Source organism: Rhizobium sp. BK529 (genome assembly GCF_014194105.1).
Taxonomy (GTDB): domain Bacteria; phylum Pseudomonadota; class Alphaproteobacteria; order Rhizobiales; family Rhizobiaceae; genus Rhizobium.
In genome coordinates, this window is sequence record NZ_JACIAU010000001.1 from 1,509,405 (window position 1) to 1,527,265 (window position 17,861).

The following is a 17,861-nucleotide window of genomic DNA, read 5'->3' on the forward strand; positions in this document are numbered from 1 at the left end:
TTCTTCAGGACGAGGAAGCGGCCTTTCTCTTTACGTCATGCTGCTTCGGGCAACGGCCCGACATAGACCGAGCGCGGACGGATGAGGCGGCCTTCCAGCGCCTGCTCGCGGGCGTGCGCAATCCAGCCGACGGTGCGGCCGATCGCGAAGACGCCGGTGAAGGCCTCACGTGGGAAGCCGAGGCTTTCCAAGAGAAGCGCCGTATAGAATTCCACATTCACATCCAGCGGTCGGTCCGGTTTGCGTTCCCTGAGGATGGCAAGTGCTGCCTGCTCCACGGCTTCGGCAAGCGCGATTCTGGCGGCATCGATCTGGCCGGCGGCAACGAGAGGCTTTAGAGCGTTTTTCAAGGCATCAGCGCGCGGATCACGGACACGGTAGACGCGGTGGCCGAAGCCCATCAGCCGTTCGCCGCGATCGAGCGCGGAACGCAGCCACAGGCCGGCATTGTCTTCGCTGCCAATACCATCGAGCATATCGAGCACCGGCCCGGGTGCACCGCCGTGCAGCGGCCCCTTGAGCGCACTGACTGCCGCCAGCACCGAGGAGGTGAGGCCGGCACGCGTCGAGGCGATGACGCGCGAGGCGAAGGTCGAAGCGTTCAGGCCGTGATCCGAGATCGTTACAAGATAGGTGTCGAGTGCACCGATCTGCTCCGTGCTCGGCAGCACACGTGAAAGCATCCGTAGGATATCGGCTGACTGCGAAAGGCCTGCATCAGGCTTCACCGGCTTTTTGCCGCCCTGCAGGCGCAGTACCGCCGGCAGGAAGACGGCAGGTGCGGCAAGCAGGCGAAGCACGGTATCGATATCCTCTCCATCAGGCAGTCGGGCGACAAGAGCGCGCATGGCATCGACCGGCGGCAGCGCCAGCAAGCGGGAATCAGCGGCTTCGATTTCCGCGAAGACCTCCCTTCGCGCCCGGCCAAGCCGGCGGCGCAGTTCCTGCGCGTCGAGATGCGGCTCGATCAGGCCGTCCAGCAGCAGGGCAGCAACATCCTCGTAGGTGCTGCGTCCTGCCAGATGATCCAGCGACACACCGCGGATGATCAGCCGGCCGGCTTCGCCGTCGACATCCGAGAGCTGTGTTTCAGCGGCAATGACATCTTCCAAACCATTTTTCATGGGTCTTTCTCCTTTACCGGACGAAAGATCGGACCTAGTTTAGTTGACGTCAATCTTGACGCAATCGATCAATGTGAGGCTGATGTGACCTGGCTAACGGCAGAGGAAGCACTGGCAGAGCTCGGTACCAAGCCGCAGACCCTTTATGCAAATGTCAGTCGCGGGCGGATCCGCGCCAAAGCGGACCCAGCCGATCCGCGCCGCAGCCTCTATCAGGAAAGTGACGTCAAACGGCTTGCCGAACGACATGCGGGTCGGCGCAAGAGCGAGACAGTCGCGGCCGAAGCGATCAGTTGGGGCGACCCGGTGCTGACATCGTCCATCTCCACCATCTCCGCCGGACGTTTGCTCTATCGGGGGCAGGATGCGGCGAAGCTTTCAACTCATGCGACGCTGGAGGAGACTGCTCTGCTACTGTGGAATGCGGAGAATTTTGCCTGCGCACAGGCCTCTGCTCCGGAGCCGGCATCACCTTCCATTCAGGCGGTGCTTCTGGCGCTGGCAGGACGGGCGGGCACTGATCTGCCATCTCTCGGACGCGCGCGCCCCGCCTTGCAGATGGAGGCATGCAGCGTGCTTTCCACCGTTGCCGATGCGCTGGCGCCGGGACCTCCGAACCATCCACTGCATTACCGTCTCGCCGCATGCTGGGGCAGACCGGAGGCTGCCGATTGCCTACGGCGGGCGCTTGTCATGTTTGCCGATCATGAGCTCAATGCCTCCACCTTCGCCGTACGTGTCACGGTTTCTACGGGGGCGGCACTTTCTGCCGCCGTGCTCTCTGGCCTCGCAACCCTGACGGGCCCGCTGCATGGTTCGGCGTGGCGGAGTGTCGATGCCCTTGCCGAAGCCGCCTCCGAAGCCGGGGCGGAACATGCGATCCGCCGCCTGCTGCTGCGGGGAGGCCAACCAGTGGCTTTCGGACATCCGCTTTATCCTAATGGCGATGTGCGGGCGCACGTGCTGCTGTCCTCCTTCGACGTGCCGCCGGTTTTTCTCGATGTGCAGCAAGTTGGCGAGGAGATGGTAGGCGAGAAGGTCAATGCCGACTTCGCGCTTGCCGCCATGACCGCCGCCTTCGGTCTGCCTGAGGAGGCACCAATCATCATCTTCGCGCTGGCACGGACGACCGGCTGGCTGGCGCATGCCATGGAGCAGATCGAAAGCGGCCATCTGATCCGCCCGCGCGCCCGCTATGTCGGACCTTCGCCTGCCGATTTGTGACTGTCGCGCGTCTTGCCGAACAGCTTGCACAGTCTCACGTTTTTGCATAGGGAAACGGGCGAGTTCAGCTAGTATGGGGCTAGCCGACGCATTCGAGGATGCCCGGCGAGTCACGAGGGGCGGACCATGAAAGCCATGTCAGCAATCTCCTGCAGCCTGTTTTCCGCCGTGCTGATCATCGGCATGCTGCCGGATGGCGCAGCCCACGCCCAGTCGGCCGGCTGCGCCATTTCGCGCGCCTCAGACGGCAATCAGATTTTCCGTTGCCCCGGCGGCGTCAACATCACCGCCGAACGTGGCGCATCTTTCACGCTCACCGACCGCAATCGCGACGGCAGTCCGGATTCGCTGTCGCTGCGCAGAAAGGCTGCCCTCGTTGACGTCGACAGTAACCAGCATCGCGGCGGATTCCAGGTGGTGACACCGCAGGCGATCGCCGCTGTCCGCGGTACGCAATGGGCCGTCGATGTCAAAGGCGACACGACTTCCGTGCTGGTCACCCGCGGTCGTGTCGGGGTGCGCCGTCCAACAGGCTCGGCCGTCGTGCTGGGACCGGGCGAGGGCGTGGATGTCACGAGCGGAACCGCAGCACTCATCGTCCGCACATGGCCGGCACCCCGCGTCGCGGCCCTTCTCTCACGTCTCGGTCAATAAGTCGTCTCATGAACCATCGCCTCCAGACCGTGATCGCGCTACTGCTCGCCGGTCTGTGGGGCGCGGCACTCGGCTATTTCCATCTGCAGTCGAATTCGGACCTCTTGGAGCGCATGGAGGCCACGCTTGCCGATCTGCGCAGCACGATCGTCGGCGTCCGGCCTCCGCCCGACATCGTTTCCATTATCGCGATCGACGACCGTACCGCCGCAGCGCATGGCTATCCGCTCAAGCGGGATATCCTTGCGCAACTCGTCACGTCCATCGGGGCTATGAGGCCGAGGGCACTGGCGCTGGATATCCTGCTTGTCGACGCCGCCACGGAAGAGGGCGATGCAGCCCTTGAAGCGGCCCTCAAGGCCACGCCCAGCATCATCGCAGGTGCAGCGACCTTCCCGAAAAGTCTCCAAGTGGTGAAAGAAAATGCAGAAGATCCGCTTGCCGGAATTCCCGAAGCGCAGCAGCTTCTTCTGCCACAGCCGCGCTTCGCAGAGGCTGCAGCGCTCGGCATCGTCAATGTCGCGACGGACCAGAGCGGTGTGCCGCGTTTCATTCCGCTGTTTTCGCGCGCCGCCGAACGTCTGGATGCCGCCTTTCCACTGCGGGTCGCCTCGATTGCGCTCGACGCCGAACCCTTGATCGAAAACGATGGCATCCGGCTCAGCACCCGGCGCATCCCAACTGATACGGGCCAGCGCCTGCCGCTGACCTTCTACGGACCTGCAGGCAGTATTCGCACCTTCAGCGCTACCGATGCGCTTGATGGCAAACTGCCGACGGATGCCATCACCGGAAAGGTGGTGGTGATCGGCGCCACCGTGGCCGGCGGCGGCGATGTCTTTCCCACACCGTTTGATCCCATCCTGCCAGGTGTCGAAGTGATGTCTACGGCAATCACGCATCTGATCGCCGGCGACGGCATGGTGCGCGACACCAGGACACGACAGGCGGATGCCGGTATCGCGATAGCCTTGCCTATTCTCCTGGTCGCACTGATCGCATGGCGCCGCAGTGCGCTCGGTTTCGCCGTCATCGGTCTGACGGTCATCGTCTGGGCGATGCTCAACCTTGCCGCCTTCGCCAACGGCTACTGGCTGAGTGCCGCATTGCCGATTGCGGCCGCCCTTCCGCCCGCGCTCATTTTCGGTGCTGCAGAACTCAGGCGGGACCGTACCCGTGCGCGGCATTTCGCCGATCAGTCCGACCGGCTGCAGCGCATCGAGGCGCCTGGCCTCGGGGAGTGGCTGGCGCGCGACCCGGCATTCCTGGCCGAGCCGGTGCGGCAGAATGCATCCGTCGTCTTCATCGACCTCTCGGGTTTCACCGGCCTCAGCGAAGCCGTCGGACCGGCGGCCGTCAGGGAAATCCTCAGCGGCTTCTTCGAACTGATCGACGACGAGACGCGCCAGCATGGCGGAGCGATCACCAGCTTCATGGGCGATGGCGCCATGATCCTCTTCGGGCTGCCTGAACCGGCCGACGACGATGCCGCGCGTGCGGCAGCCTGCGCCGTGCGGCTTGCCGACCGCACCCGCAGCTTCCTTGCAGGCCATCCGGAGCTTCGCCGCAGGAAGATAGGATTCAAGCTCGGTGCCCATTGCGGGCCGATCGTCGCTTCCCGTCTCGGCAGCGGCGACCGCCAGCAGATCTCCGCGACGGGCGATACCGTCAATGTCGCCCAGCGGCTCATGGAGGTGGCGGCAAGCCGCCGCGCTGAACTGGCGCTCAGCGCCGATCTGTTGCGAGAGGCCGGAGCAGATGCCGCACCATCGCAGGCAGGCCAATTGACCGGTCCCTTCGAAACGAAACTGCGCGGACGCTCCCACGGCATCACTATCTATGCCTGGCGCGGCGAGGGGCTTTGACATTCGCAGCCAGAGCGAGTAGGAACTCCGCGACTCTCCGGCCGGAAAATTCCGGCTCCGGCGCGTGACGCGCCTGAACGCTCCGAAAGATCGAACAAAAATGACTGAATATAACGGCGTCGTTCCGGCGATCGCTAAGGCGTTGCAGAAGCGCGGCTACACCGAGCTCACTCCCGTCCAGAAAGCAATGCTCGATCCGGCGCTCGCAGCGTCGGATGCTCTCGTTTCCGCGCAGACCGGCTCGGGCAAGACCGTCGCCTTCGGTCTGGCGCTTGCGCCGACGCTTCTTGACGGCGTCGAACGTTTTGCGCCGGCAGCCGCACCCCTGGCTCTGGTGATAGCGCCAACGCGCGAACTGGCGCTGCAGGTCAAGCGCGAGCTGGAATGGCTCTATGAAATGGCAGGCGCAACCATCGTCAGCTGTGTCGGCGGCATGGATATCCGCAGCGAACGCCGGGCGCTGGAGCGCGGCGCTCATATCGTCGTCGGTACACCTGGACGTCTCTGCGACCACATCCGCCGCAACGCACTGGATATGAGCGAACTCAAGGCAGCAGTACTGGATGAGGCGGACGAGATGCTCGATCTCGGTTTCCGAGAGGATCTGGAATTTATCCTCGAATCGGCGCCCGACGATCGCCGGACGCTGATGTTTTCTGCAACCGTACCCGCCGCAATTGCGAAGCTGGCGAAAAGCTATCAGCGCGACGCCGTGCGAATCAGCACACAGGCGGAAGAAAAGCAGCATATCGACATTGAATATCGCGCACTCGTCGTCTCACCGAGCGACCGCGAAAATGCGATCATCAACGTGCTGCGCTATTACGAGGCGCGCAACGCGATCGTCTTCTGTTCGACGCGAGCAGCCGTCAATCACCTGACGGCGCGGTTCCACAATCGCAATTTCAATGTCGTGGCACTGTCAGGCGAGTTGACCCAGAACGAGCGCAGCCACGCGCTGCAGGCGATGCGCGACGGACGCGCCCGCGTCTGCATCGCAACCGATGTCGCTGCCCGCGGCATCGACCTGCCGGGACTCGACCTCGTCGTGCATGCCGATCTGCCGACCAATCCGGAAACGCTGCTGCACCGCAGCGGCCGTACCGGGCGTGCCGGACGCAAGGGGGTTAGCGCCCTCATCGTGCCGCTCAACGTTCGCCGCAAGGCCGAACGCCTGCTCGACAATGCCGGCATCGCCGCTACCTGGGCGCGGCCGCCCTCGGTCGAGGAAGTAACGGAGCGTGATGACGAGCGGCTTTTGGCCGACCCGATCTTCGCGGACAAGCCCCAGGAAGAAGAGCAGGGGCTGGTGCAGAAGCTCATCGCAAGCCATGGCGCCGAGACACTCGCCGCCGCTTTCGTTCGTCTCTACCGCGCCAACCAGTCGGCCCCGGAAGACCTTATCGAGGTTTCGGTGCAGGACGATCGCGCCCGCAAGCGCCGCGACGGCGAGTTGCGCGAATTTGCGCCGGCGCAGAAGGGACCACGCGACGATTTCGGCCCCAGCGTCTGGTTCTCGGTCTCCGTCGGTCGCAAGCAGAATGCCGAACCGCGCTGGCTGATCCCGATGCTCTGCCGCAATGGCAACCTGACCAAGCGGGAAATCGGCGCGATCAAGATGCAGCCGGACGAAACTTTCGTGGAAATCGCCGCCGACAGCGCCGACGGTTTTCTCGGTGCCCTCGGTCCGAACAAGACGATGGAGCGCGGTATCCGCGTGGCCAGGCTGAACGGCACGCCCGATTTCAGCAAGCCGGCCGCCAAGCCGTATGCGAAGAAGTCGTTCGAAGATCGCGGTGATGATCGTTTCCGCGGTGACAAGCCGAAGGGCAAGTTCGGCAAGGACAGGGCCGCCGGCGCCGAACGTCAAGACGACAGGCCCTGGACGAAGAAAGGTCCGAAGCCGAAAGTTGAAGGCGCTAGGTTCGAGGGTGGCAAGAACAGGTTCGAAAGCGGCAACAAGTTCGACGGCCCTAAAGTTGATGGCCCCAAGGGCAAGTTCGGCAAGAAGAAGGACCGCTGAAACGGTCTGCCGGCCGCACCGGTAAGGCGATGCGGCCGGCGCACACCAAAGGTCTCAGCTGCGATCGCTGTGGCCGGCTGCTGCGAGGATGAGATTGGCAACGGCGCGGGGCTGAGAGATCAGCGAAACGTGGCTGGCGTCGAGTTCCACCGTCGTTGCGTTCATGCGTTTTGCCATGAAACGTTCAAGATCGGGATTGATGGTGCGGTCGTTCTTTGAGACCGCGTACCATGACGGCTTGGAGCGCCAGGCAGCGACCGTCGTCTTGGCATTAAACAACATATCGGAAATCCGCCCCTGGACGGCATAGAGCGCCTTGGCACGGGGCACCGGCAGGTCGCCGGCAAAATCTCTCACGAAAGCTTCTTCACTCAATTGAGCGTAACCGCCGTTGTGAACGAGGCCGGCGCTGGCTGGTGGCGTCGGATACTGTTTGGCGAGTGCTGTATAATCCTCGCCGGCATCAGGTGCGCGGGCGGCGATATAGACCAACGCCGTTACTTTCGGATCGACGCCGGCTTCGGTGACGAGCATGCCGGAATAGGAATGGCCGGCAAGCACAGTCGGGCCGTCCATCAGTGCCAGAACGCGCTTGGTGGCTTCGACATCGTCGGCAAAGGAGGTGAGGGGGTTCTGGACCGCCATGACATTCAGGCCGGCGGACTGGAGATGGGGGATGACATCCAGCCAGCAGGATGCATCTGCATAGGCGCCATGGACGAGAACGACATTATTTGCCTTGGCGACGGCGGCGGCCCGGCCGGCGGCCGGAAATATGCTGAGTGTGGCCCCTGCAACGAGCGCGGCCGAGAATGAACGTCTGGTGATCGATTACATCATGGAGTCCTCCAGCTTCTAGGAAATTGGAGCGAACCCCTCCGGGGTCGCTAGGGAAAAGTTACGCCGAGACCCGGGCCTCGATAACTATACAAAAGTCCAGCGAGGTATTATGCCGTGCCAAAGGCCGGATGCCTGTCGCAACGAGGGCAATCGTTACCAGATGAGTGCGGATTCCGCAGATGATCGTCTCGACCTGAAGGCCTTCATCGAGGCAAACCTGCCGCTCGCCAGCGCGCCTTCCATCCCCAACGTAAGGCTGCATATGGCGACACCGCAAAGCGGCCTCTATCGCCTTGCAATGGCTGATGATTCCGATCTTGTGCCGCCGTACTGGGCCTACCCTTGGGCGGGCGGCGCGGTGCTCGCGCGCTATCTTTTCGACCATCCCGAAATGATCTCGGGCAAGCGTGTCCTCGACCTCGGCACCGGCTCCGGTCTCGTCGCCATCGTGGCGATGAAATGCGGTGCGCGCCACGTGCTGGCCGTCGATATCGATGCGAAGGCGATCGCCGCGGCACAGCTGAATGCTGCGGCCAATGATGTGGTGATCGAGACGCGGCTCGGCGACATCATCGAGGACGCACCACCGGCCGCCGATATGATCCTGGCCGGTGATGTATTCTATGACGAGACGCTGGCGGAGCGTATTTTGCCTTTCCTGCAACGGTGCCGTAGCGCCGGCCTCGATGTGCTTATCGGCGATCCGGGGAGGGCACCTCTTCCGACGGATTTCCTGCTGCAGGTTGCGGACTATCCGGTGCCGGATTTCGGCGGAGGCAACGGCAGCGCCAACAGTGCCGTTTTCCGGTTGAAATAAGCTACGCAAATCCCTCTGCTCAGGCTATCTGCCGATTATCTTTTCGGCTTGCGCTGAAATAGATGACATGTCATTTATTGTTATCCCATCGATGTTCCCATGACCGACGACAAGATCACAACCTCGTTCGGGAGCCTTGTCTCCCAGACCGCGCGCTACTGGCGCCGCGTCGCCAATCTGCGCCTGCAGCCTTTCGGGCTGACGGAAGCCACATGGCTGCCGCTGCTGCGCATCGCCCGCTCGCCAACACCGATGCATCAGAAGGAGTTGGCAGCCTCGCTCTCGCTCGACAATTCCTCGGTCGTACGCCTGATCGACAATCTGGAGAAGGCAGGGCTGGTCGAGCGGCGCGAGGGCGAGGATAGGCGCGCAAAGGAGATCCTGCTGACGGAGGAGGGCAGGAAGACCGTGGAGGAGGTCGAGCGCGTGGCACAGGGTATCCGCGAGGAGGCGCTTGCTCTTATCCCGCGCGAGGACATCGAAACTACATGGCGCGTGCTCAACCACGTCAGCGACGTTCTTGCCCGACAGCTCGAGGAGCCTGAACAGTGAATCCGCATCCCGGCCCGATGACCGAAGCCCGACGGTTCGGTACCAAGCTTCATATACCGATCTGGCTGCTCGGGCTCATCACTTTCAGCGGCACGCTCGCCATGCACATCTTCGTGCCGGCACTACCGGCGGCGGCAACCGATCTCGGCGCATCGATCGGCGAGATGCAGCTGACCGTCAGCCTCTACATTTTCGGCCTCGCCGTCGGCCAGCTGATCTACGGACCGCTTTCAGACCGTTACGGACGGCGGCCGGTGCTGATGAGCGGCCTTGTGCTCTATACGATCGCCGGCGTGGCAGCGCTAATCTCGCCCGGTGTACATGCGCTTATCGTGGCCCGGCTCTTCCAGGCCTTCGGCGGCTGCGCCGGCCTGGTGATTGCCCGCGCCATCGTGCGCGACACCTCCAGTCCCGATGAAACGGCCAAACGGCTTGCCATCATGAACCTGATGGTGACGGTCGGGCCGGGACTTGCACCGATCGTCGGCGGGGCGCTTGCTTCCACGCTCGGCTGGCGCTCGATCTTTGCGGCGCTGTGCGCCCTCGGTGTCGCCAACCTGCTGCTGACTTGGCGCAAGGTGCCGGAGACCGGCACACGCAACATAGAGACTTCGCTGAAGTCACTGAGCCGTGACTATCTTGGCCTCCTCGCATCCCGCTCTTTTGTTGGCTATTCGATCGGCGGCGGTTGCGCGACGACGTCGATGTACGCCTTCACCGCGTCTGCGCCCTTCATCGTGATCAACGAGCTGGGCCGGCCGGCGACGGAAGTCGGTATCTGTCTGGCCCTGCTTATCTTCGGCTACTGGATCGGCAGCATGATCGCCACCCGGCTGATCGGCCGGATTGCGATGAAACGGCTGATGGTGATTTCCAACCTCGTGAGCATCGCAGCCGCGCTCGTCTTCTTCGGTTTTGCCGCCACCGATCATCTGACGCTGCTGCCGATGATGGCCTCGATCATGATCTATACGATCGGTGCGGGCGTGGCCTCGCCCAATGCACTGACGCTCGCCGTCAGCGTCAATCCGAAGGTTACCGGTTCGGCGTCCGGGCTCTACGGCTCGACGCAGATGGCTATCGGGGCCGTCTGCAGCGCTCTGTCAGGCATTGGCGGCGATCCGGGCCTTGCGGCAGCAACCGTCATTCTCGGCGCAAGCGTGCTGGCACAGATCTGCTTTTGGATCGCCGTGGCCGCGGGAAACGTCAGGCGAGAAGGTCTGGCCGCAGAAGCATGACCGGGCAGGTCGCCCCTGCCGGCAGTTCGGGCGCATGCGGCGGGCGGATGATGAGGCAATCCGCACGGGCGAAAATCTTCATCATCGATGAATCCTGTTTATCGAAGGGTTCGACAAGCCAGTTGCCAGCAGCGGATTTCGAAAGCTTGGCGCGGACATAGTCCTGACGCTGGTCATTGGCGCGCAGCGTGACGGCGGCTTCCACCGTCGCCTCGCGCTGGACCGGCGGCAAGGAAGCGAGTTTGCGGATCAACGGCTCGAGGAAGAGAAGCGAACAGACGAGGCTCGAGACCGGATTGCCAGGAAGGCCGAGCACATGGATTTCGCCGAAGCTGCCGACCATCAACGGCTTGCCGGGACGCATGGCGATGCGCCAGAAATCGAGCTCCATGCCCGCTTCAATCAACGTGGCCTGCACCAGATCATGATCGCCGACCGAAGCGCCGCCGAGCGTGACGATAACATCGGCGTTGGCGCTGCGCGCCTTATCGATCGCCGCGGTGATCCTGGCCTTATCGTCGGGCACGATGCCGAGATCGAGTACATCGGCGCCAGCTTTGCGGGCAAGGGCGGCAACACCGAATGTGTTGGATGCAATGATCTGCGATGGACCGGGCGTGCTTCCCGGCGGCAATAATTCATCGCCGGTTGCCAGGATTGCAATCAGCGGACGGCGCAGTACCTTCACATCAGGCCGGTTCATGCCGGCAGCAACCGTCAACCGCGAGAAATCGAGTACGGTGCCGGCCGGCAGCACGGCTTCGCCTTCGGCAAAATCCTGGCCGCGGGGACGTATATGCTGGCCCTGACGGACTGCGAATTTGGTTCGGATGCCGCCCTCAATCTTTTCGGCGTCCTCCTGCAGCAGCACGCTATCGGCGCCTGACGGAACAGGCGCTCCAGTGAAGATGCGCACAGCCTCTCCGCGGCCGACGGTTCCTTCGAAGCCGTGGCCAGCTGAAGACGCGCCGATGACTTTCAGCACGGCACCCGGTTCCGGCGCGTCTTGGCGGCGCAGCGCATAACCGTCCATGGCGGAGGAATTGAAGGGCGGCTGAGTAAGGCCTGCCGTCAGATCGCCAGCAAGCACGCGACCTTCGGCCTCGGCCAGCGGCAACATTTCGGATGCCGTGATGGGCTTTGCACGAGACAGCAATCGGCTCAGGGCCTCAGCAACCGGAAGAAGATTCATTTCGCCTCCGGATGACGGAAATCGCCGGATTTGCCGCCGGATTTTTCGAGCAGTCTGACGCCACCGATCTCCATTGCCTTATCGACTGCCTTGGCCATGTCGTAGATCGTCAGGCATGCGACGGAAACGGCAGTCAGCGCTTCCATCTCCACACCGGTCTTTCCGGTGAGCTTGACGGTCGCGGTGACACGCAGGCCGGGCAGGGCGACATCTTCCTCGATCTCGACCGTGATCTTCGTCAGCATCAACGGATGGCAGAGCGGGATGAGATCCGCGGTGCGTTTGGCGGCCATGATACCAGCAAGGCGGGCCGTGCCGATCACATCGCCCTTCTTCGCATTGCCTTCCCGAATGAGATCAAGCGTTTCCGCCGCCATTTTCACGTGACCTTCGGCAGTGGCGATGCGAACGGTCTCAGCTTTGTCGGCGACATCGACCATATGCGCCTCTCCGGAGGCGCCGATATGAGTGAGGCTTGGCTTATCGCCACTCATATCATTCGGCCGCGATGGCGGCTTCGCCGAAGAGCAGCGCGCGGGTGGCGGCCGTCACATCGTCCTTGCGCATCAGGCTCTCGCCGACGAGGAAGGTGTTGATGTCGGCAGCCTGCAGACGCTTGCAGTCTTCGTTGGTGAAGATGCCACTTTCGCCGACCAGCAACCGGTCTGCCGGAACCATTGATGCCAGCGTCTCGCTCACAGTAAGGCTGACCTCGAAGGTACGCAGATTGCGGTTGTTGATGCCGACGAGCGGCGACGACAGCTTCAGCGCGCGTTCCATTTCCGGCGCATCATGGACCTCCACCAGCACGTCCATGCCAAGCGAGAAAGCTTCGTCCTGCAGGCGTTCCGCATCGTCATCACTGAGCGAGGCCATGATGATCAAAATGCAGTCGGCGCCCCAGGCGCGCGCCTCATGGACCTGATAGGTCTCGAACATGAAATCCTTGCGCAGGGCGGGCAGGGTGCAAGCAGCGCGGGCTGCCGTCAGGAACTCCGGCGCGCCCTGGAAGCTCGGTGCATCAGTCAGCACCGAAAGGCAGGCGGCGCCACCGGCTTCGTATGCCCTAGCGAGCGCAGGCGGATCAAAATCCGGACGGATCAGGCCTTTGGATGGGCTTGCCTTTTTGATCTCGGCAATCAGGCCGATCTCTCCGGCATCGCGCTTGGCAACGAGCGCCTTGTGAAAGCCGCGCGGCGCAGACTGACCGGCCTGCATGGCCTTCAGATCCGCAAGCGAAGTCTTCGCCTTGGCGGCGGCGATTTCCTTACGCTTATAGGTTTCGATCTTCTTCAGGATATCGGTCATGAGGCGATCCTAGTCGATATCGTTGGAAACGGCGATCAGTTTGTCGAGAGCAGATGCCGTGGCGCCGCTATCGAGCGATTGGGCTGCGAGCTTCATACCGTCGCGGATCGTTTCGGCCTTGCCGGCAATCACGAGCGAAGCAGCGGCGTTGGCGAGCGCAATATCGCGATAGGCGTTCTTTGCGCCGGCAAGCACCTCACGAAGTGCGGCGGCGTTCGCAGTGCCGTCACCACCCTTGATGTCGGCAAGCACGCAGGGCGCCACGCCGAAATCGGCGGGCGACAGTTCGAAGGTGCGGATCTGGCCGTTTTCGAGGGCTGCGACGCTGGTCTTGCCCGTCGTAGTGATTTCATCGAGGCCGTCGCCGTGAACGACCCAGACACTTTCGGAGCCGAGATCACGCATGACTTCGGCTAGCGGCACGACCCATTGCGGCGCGAAGACGCCGAGAAGCTGGCGCTTGACGCCAGCCGGATTGGAGAGCGGGCCAAGCAGGTTGAAGATCGTGCGCGTGCCGAGCTCGACGCGCGAGGCGCCGACGTGGCGCATGGCCGAATGATGCTGTTGCGCAAACATGAAGCCGACACCGGCCTCGGCGATGCAGCGGGATATCATTTCCGGGCTGACTTCGAGATTGACGCCAAGTGCGGCAAGGCTATCGGCCGCACCCGATTTCGAACTCAGTGCGCGGTTGCCGTGTTTGGCGACAGGAACACCTGCACCGGCGACGATCAGCGCCGCCAGCGTCGAAATATTGTAAGTGCCGCTGGCATCGCCGCCGGTGCCGACGATATCGATCGCGTCTTCAGGCGCTTCCACCCGCAGCATCTTGGAGCGCATCGTCGTGACGGCGCCGACAATCTCGTCGACCGTCTCGCCACGAACGCGCAGCGCCATCAGGAAACCGCCGATCTGAGAAGGCGTTGCCTGGCCGGACATCAGGATATCGAAGGCCTGACGGGCCTCGTCACGGGTCAGCGGCTCACGGCTTGCTGCCTTGGCCAAAAGCGGCTTCAGATCGGTCATGGCGTCGCTTCCCCCTAGCGGACGGTCGCCTGCTCGGCGAGTTTCTGGTTGACCTGCATGCCATACTGGGCCTGCAGCACGTTGACCATCTGATCCAGAATATCGTCGCCGGCAGCATTTGCCATGGCAGTGATCTGCTGGTCACGATTGTTCAAGGCATCGGTCGTTGGCTGGTCGTTGACCTCGGTCACCTTCAGCAGGATCTGTGTGCTCGGGTCGGCGCCAACGGCGGTTGCAACAGTATCGACAGGGCCGGAGAAGGCGGCATTGATGCCTGCGCGGCCGAGAACAGGGTCGTCGGTGGAGCGGGTAATGCCGCTCTTGCTTTCGACAGCGATGCCGAGCGGGGTGGCGATATCGGCAAGCGAAGTGCCCTTTTGCGCCTGGGCCTTCAGCTCGTCTGCCTTCTTGGCAAGTTCGGCCTTCTGCTGCTCGGCGGTCCAGTCCTGCACGGCCTTGTCACGCACTTCGGCGAGCGGGCGATCACGCTCCGGCATGATATCGCGGACATCAAACCAGACATAGCCGTCATTGCCGACGGAAATGGCGACCGCATCGGCGCCGACATCGGTCTTGAAGGCTTCCGGCAGAAGCTGCTGCTGGGCTGGGATATCCTTGACCGGATTGCCATCCTTGTCCGCGCCCGCCATGTCGATGGCGTCGATGACGACGGCCTTCAGCTTGAGCTGATTGGCAATCTCTTCGAGAGACGTGCCGCCGGCGCGCATATCCTCGATGCGGTCATGAACGTTGATGACTTCCTGCGAGGCATTGGCAACCGAAAGCTGCTTGCGCAGTTCTTCCTTGACCTCGTCGAAGCTCTTGGTGGTTTCCGGCTTGATATTGGTCACGCGCAGGATGACAGGTCCGAAGGTGCCGTCGATGACCCCGGTCGTGCCGCCATCCGTCTTCACTGCGAAAGCGGCATCGGCGACGGCCTGATCCGGAACTTTATCCTTGGTGAATTCACCGAGAAGCACGTCGCTTGCAGTCTTGCCCTGATCGGTGACGAGCTGATCGAAGCTCGTTCCGCTCTTCAGCGCAGTCTCCGCCGCATTGGCTAGGTCCTTGCTGGCGAAGGTGAGCTGTTCCAGCGTGCGGCTTTCCGGCGTCGTGTAGGTCGCCTTGGCCTTGTCGAAGGCTTCCTTGATCTGCTCGTCGGTAACGGTCGCGGGATCGGCAATGTCGTCCGGCTGAAGCTTGAGATAGGCGATCTTGCGGTATTCCGGCGCGCGGTAGCGCTGTTTGACACCTTCAAACCACTTGGCGAGCACGTCGTCGGCCGGCGCCTTGATCGGCTCGATATTGGCGTTGGTCAGCAGCAGGTAATCGACGCTGCGGCTTTCATTGCCGTAGAGCTTGAGTGCGTCGATGAGCGTTGCCGGAGCCTGGAAGCCATTGGCAACGGCATCGACGATCTGGCCGCGAACGGCCTCCTTGCTGCGTTCCTTGATATAATCGTCTTCGCGGATGCCGGCATTGCGCAGGCGCGAAGTGAAGAGCTGGCGGTCGAACTGGCCGTTGATTGCCTTGAAGGCCGGATCGTCACCGATCAACCGTGCGAGGCGGTCTTCGGAAAGTCCGAGCCCCATATCATCGGCGAGCTGATCGAGCGAGGCACCAGCCACGAGCTGGGCGAGAACCTGCTGTTCGACACCGAAGGCGCGGGCCTGTTCGGGCGTCAGGCGCATGCCGAACTGCTGGCTCAAAGCTGCAATCCGACGCTGATAGGCGAGGCGGAACTCGTTGACGTCCACGTGCTGATTGCCGACGGTGACGACCGTCGTGCTGCTGCCGCCGTTTACAAGCTCACGCGACACACCCCAGATACCGAAGGAGGCGACGAGCAGGAGCAGGAGCAACTTGGCAACCCAGGTCTGAGCAGCTCTTCTCAGAAAATGGAACATGGAAAGGCAAACCTCACATTATCATTGGCCCAGAGGGCAGACATTCGTCGTTCCATAAAACAAAGCTGCAAGGAAATGAAGGCTTGTCGCGCGAAAAGCGTATAGGCCTTGCACGCGCTTTCGCTAACCTGCCCTGAGCGACAAAAGATGCTTGATTGCGGAACCTTTCCAGCCTTCATTTCGTTGATGCGGCATTCCATCTAAACAGGAGCAGACCATGGCCGAACTGAAACCCGCTTCCGCCGAATCCGCCGCTGCGCGCGTCAAGGCTGAAGCTGCCGCCGACGATCTGTCCGCGCAGGTTGCCGCGCTTCGCGAAGATCTGGCCCGCCTTTCGGAAAGCGTGATCGCGCTGGGGCAGGGCGCCAAGACGGCAGTTGCCGACGAGGCTTCGGTCATGACCGAACGCTTCCGTGACAGGGTGCGCGAAGAACCGCTGACCGCGGTCGCTATTACCGCGGGTATCGCTTATCTCTTCGGCCTCCTCAGCCGTCGCTAGGTGAAAAGAAGCCGGACGCGTGACATCCGGCTTTCAACCTTTCCCCGCAATCTTTCCGTGTTAGGTCAGCGGCGGACAAGGCGTCCGAGCGCTATCAGTATGCATGCGCCGACAAAGCCCGTGATCAGGTATCCGAGCCAGCCGCTGAGTGGCTGGATGTGAAGGATACTAAGAATCCAGTTGGCGACAATCGCGCCCACGATACCGAGCACTATGTTCATGAACACGCCCATATTGCTGTTCATGAATTTCTCCGCCAGCCAGCCGGCGATGCCGCCGATAATGATGGCTGCAATCCAACCTACGCCTGCACTTTCCATGGCAATCTCCCCTCCTGGGCAAAACGTGAGATGAAACGCGCACAATCGAAATAAGTTCCGCCCTAGCAGCGGCTTAGCGCGGTCAGGAACGAAGCTGTCCTGAAAACGCCACCGCGGCAAAGCCGGCGGGCATCGGCAAACTCCTCTTGAAGATCAGATTTCCCCTTTGCCGGACTAACCATAGTTTATCGCCTCAACTGCGCAAGCCCTGCCGGAATGGCTGACAGCGGGACGTCATGACCTCGCATCGATGGCTGTAGCTTTACTGACGGTCCGCAGATAAGACATGTTCTGCGATGAGCCTCGCGATAGAGACTCCCCATCGCAAAGTCAGGCGCTGCGAGGTTTGGATGAATTCCGAAAAAGTCGAATCACGGCCGCTGGCAGGCATAGCGCTCGCCTGCGCCGGTTACGCCTGCTTTGCCATGCAGGATGCCTTGGTCAAGTGGCTCGTGGCCGACTATGAAGTTCCTGAAATCCTGTTCATGCGCAGCCTGGTCATCGTTGTCGTCACCGGCGTTCTCGTGCATTACCGGCGCCATCCTTCGATCCTCAAAAGCCCCTATAGAGGCACGGTCGTCCTTCGCGCGATGCTGATGCTGATCGCCTGGCTGCTATTCTACAATGCCGCGCGATATCTGGGTCTTGCCGAGCTGACCACGCTCTACTTCTCGGCGCCCATCATCGTCATGTTCCTGTCAATCCTGGTTCTCAAGGAAGCAATCGGAACGGGGCGCTGGATTGCCTGTATCGGCGGCTTCATCGGCGTTGCCATCGCTGCCAACCCCACGCATTCACCCAATCTCGTGCCGGCTGTCATGTGTCTCATCGCTGGTTTCTGCTGGGCCTGGAGCACGATCCTCATCCGGCTTGTCAGTCGCAGCGAGACAACGCTGACGCAGATGTTCGCAACCAGCCTGCTGTTCGGGATTGCCTGCACCTTGTCGTTCCCCTGGATCTGGAAGACGCCCGACGTCATCGGCTGGGCCTTGATGATCGGCCTCGGGCTCGTCTCCACGCTCGGGCAATTCCTTCTCTATGAGGGATTCCGATACGCGCCGGCCTCGGCGCTCGCACCCGTCGAATACAGTGGGCTCATCTGGGCCTTCGTTTACGGCTATGCCATTTGGGCGGAAGTCCCTGAGATAAATGTCTTCGTCGGTGCGCTCATCATCATTGCCTCAAGTTTGGTACTGGTCGCCTGGGAACGCCAGGGCGTACTCGTCCGAAAGAAGCGTGCGCCCTGCTGACGCGACGTGATCAGGCGGGTAA

Annotated in this window: 17 protein-coding genes; 9 read left to right on the forward strand and 8 right to left on the reverse strand. The window is 62.2% G+C overall.

Translation table 11 applies throughout. The features are described from left to right. Nucleotides 1-35: 35 nt before the first annotated feature. Nucleotides 36-1,124: a citrate synthase/methylcitrate synthase gene (locus FHX08_RS07685; RefSeq protein ID WP_184327063.1), complete on the reverse strand. Its 1,089-nt coding sequence runs from the start codon at nt 1,122-1,124 to the stop codon at nt 36-38. Between the two features lie 84 nt (nt 1,125-1,208). Between FHX08_RS07685 and FHX08_RS07690 the strand changes: the two genes are divergently transcribed. From FHX08_RS07690 to FHX08_RS07705, 4 genes are all read left to right on the forward strand, one after another. After that, nucleotides 1,209-2,348, forward strand: coding sequence for a citrate/2-methylcitrate synthase (locus tag FHX08_RS07690; RefSeq protein WP_132651525.1), 1,140 nt, complete (start codon nt 1,209-1,211; stop codon nt 2,346-2,348). Nucleotides 2,349-2,474: 126 nt separating this feature from the next. Then, nucleotides 2,475-3,002, forward strand: a complete 528-nt coding sequence (locus FHX08_RS07695; RefSeq protein WP_409527391.1) for a FecR domain-containing protein — start codon at nt 2,475-2,477, stop codon at nt 3,000-3,002. Nucleotides 3,003-3,010: 8 nt separating this feature from the next. After that, nucleotides 3,011-4,867 (forward strand): CHASE2 domain-containing protein, encoded by a 1,857-nt coding sequence (locus FHX08_RS07700; RefSeq protein ID WP_132651524.1) that lies wholly within the window; start codon nt 3,011-3,013, stop codon nt 4,865-4,867. A 100-nt stretch (nt 4,868-4,967) separates the two neighbouring features. Then, a complete protein-coding gene (locus tag FHX08_RS07705) occupies nt 4,968-6,890 on the forward strand; it encodes a DEAD/DEAH box helicase (RefSeq protein WP_184327064.1) in 1,923 nt (640 codons plus the stop codon). Nucleotides 6,891-6,944: 54 nt separating this feature from the next. On the opposite strand, the gene FHX08_RS07710 is transcribed toward FHX08_RS07705, so the two are convergent. Then, the gene (locus FHX08_RS07710; protein ID WP_132651522.1) at nt 6,945-7,718 is read right to left on the reverse strand and encodes an alpha/beta fold hydrolase; all 774 of its coding nucleotides are present in this window, start codon (nt 7,716-7,718) and stop codon (nt 6,945-6,947) included. 172 nt (nt 7,719-7,890) lie between these two features. On the opposite strand from FHX08_RS07710, the gene FHX08_RS07715 reads away from it, so the two are divergent. The 3 genes from FHX08_RS07715 (at nt 7,891) to FHX08_RS07725 (ending at nt 10,337) form a co-directional block, all read left to right on the forward strand. Beyond that, entirely contained in the window at nt 7,891-8,547 is a 657-nt protein-coding gene (locus FHX08_RS07715; protein ID WP_132651521.1) for a class I SAM-dependent methyltransferase, read from the forward strand. Nucleotides 8,548-8,646: 99 nt separating this feature from the next. Next, entirely contained in the window at nt 8,647-9,099 is a 453-nt protein-coding gene (locus FHX08_RS07720; protein WP_184327065.1) for a MarR family winged helix-turn-helix transcriptional regulator, read from the forward strand. Continuing rightward, on the forward strand, nt 9,096-10,337 hold the full coding sequence (locus tag FHX08_RS07725; RefSeq protein ID WP_312862123.1) for a multidrug effflux MFS transporter: 1,242 nt from the start codon (nt 9,096-9,098) through the stop codon (nt 10,335-10,337). The genes FHX08_RS07720 and FHX08_RS07725 overlap by 4 nt, the downstream gene beginning before the upstream one ends. On the opposite strand, the gene glp is transcribed toward FHX08_RS07725, so the two are convergent. Genes glp through FHX08_RS07750 form a run of 5 tightly spaced genes read right to left on the reverse strand, consistent with a single transcriptional unit; the run spans nt 10,306 to nt 15,770 of the window. Then, the gene (glp, locus tag FHX08_RS07730) at nt 10,306-11,529 is read right to left on the reverse strand and encodes a gephyrin-like molybdotransferase Glp (RefSeq protein ID WP_184327066.1); all 1,224 of its coding nucleotides are present in this window, start codon (nt 11,527-11,529) and stop codon (nt 10,306-10,308) included. The two genes, FHX08_RS07725 and glp, sit on opposite strands and share 32 nt — an antisense overlap. Then, nucleotides 11,526-12,023 (reverse strand): cyclic pyranopterin monophosphate synthase MoaC, encoded by a 498-nt coding sequence (moaC, locus tag FHX08_RS07735; RefSeq protein ID WP_132651518.1) that lies wholly within the window; start codon nt 12,021-12,023, stop codon nt 11,526-11,528. Before moaC ends, glp begins: the two co-directional genes overlap by 4 nt. A gap of 1 nt (nt 12,024) precedes the next feature. Then, nucleotides 12,025-12,837, reverse strand: coding sequence for an indole-3-glycerol phosphate synthase TrpC (trpC, locus tag FHX08_RS07740; protein ID WP_184327067.1), 813 nt, complete (start codon nt 12,835-12,837; stop codon nt 12,025-12,027). A gap of 9 nt (nt 12,838-12,846) precedes the next feature. Then, nucleotides 12,847-13,863: an anthranilate phosphoribosyltransferase gene (trpD, locus tag FHX08_RS07745; RefSeq protein ID WP_132651516.1), complete on the reverse strand. Its 1,017-nt coding sequence runs from the start codon at nt 13,861-13,863 to the stop codon at nt 12,847-12,849. 14 nt (nt 13,864-13,877) lie between these two features. After that, on the reverse strand, nt 13,878-15,770 hold the full coding sequence (locus FHX08_RS07750) for a SurA N-terminal domain-containing protein (protein ID WP_132651515.1): 1,893 nt from the start codon (nt 15,768-15,770) through the stop codon (nt 13,878-13,880). Between the two features lie 217 nt (nt 15,771-15,987). Between FHX08_RS07750 and FHX08_RS07755 the strand changes: the two genes are divergently transcribed. Next, a complete protein-coding gene (locus FHX08_RS07755; protein ID WP_132651514.1) occupies nt 15,988-16,269 on the forward strand; it encodes a hypothetical protein in 282 nt (93 codons plus the stop codon). 65 nt (nt 16,270-16,334) lie between these two features. On the opposite strand, the gene FHX08_RS07760 is transcribed toward FHX08_RS07755, so the two are convergent. Further along, nucleotides 16,335-16,589 (reverse strand): GlsB/YeaQ/YmgE family stress response membrane protein, encoded by a 255-nt coding sequence (locus tag FHX08_RS07760; RefSeq protein ID WP_132651513.1) that lies wholly within the window; start codon nt 16,587-16,589, stop codon nt 16,335-16,337. Nucleotides 16,590-16,939: 350 nt separating this feature from the next. Here FHX08_RS07760 and FHX08_RS07765 point away from each other — a divergent pair, with 350 nt between their 5' ends. Beyond that, nucleotides 16,940-17,839 (forward strand): DMT family transporter, encoded by a 900-nt coding sequence (locus tag FHX08_RS07765; RefSeq protein ID WP_132651512.1) that lies wholly within the window; start codon nt 16,940-16,942, stop codon nt 17,837-17,839. The last annotated feature ends 22 nt before the right edge of the window (nt 17,840-17,861 follow it).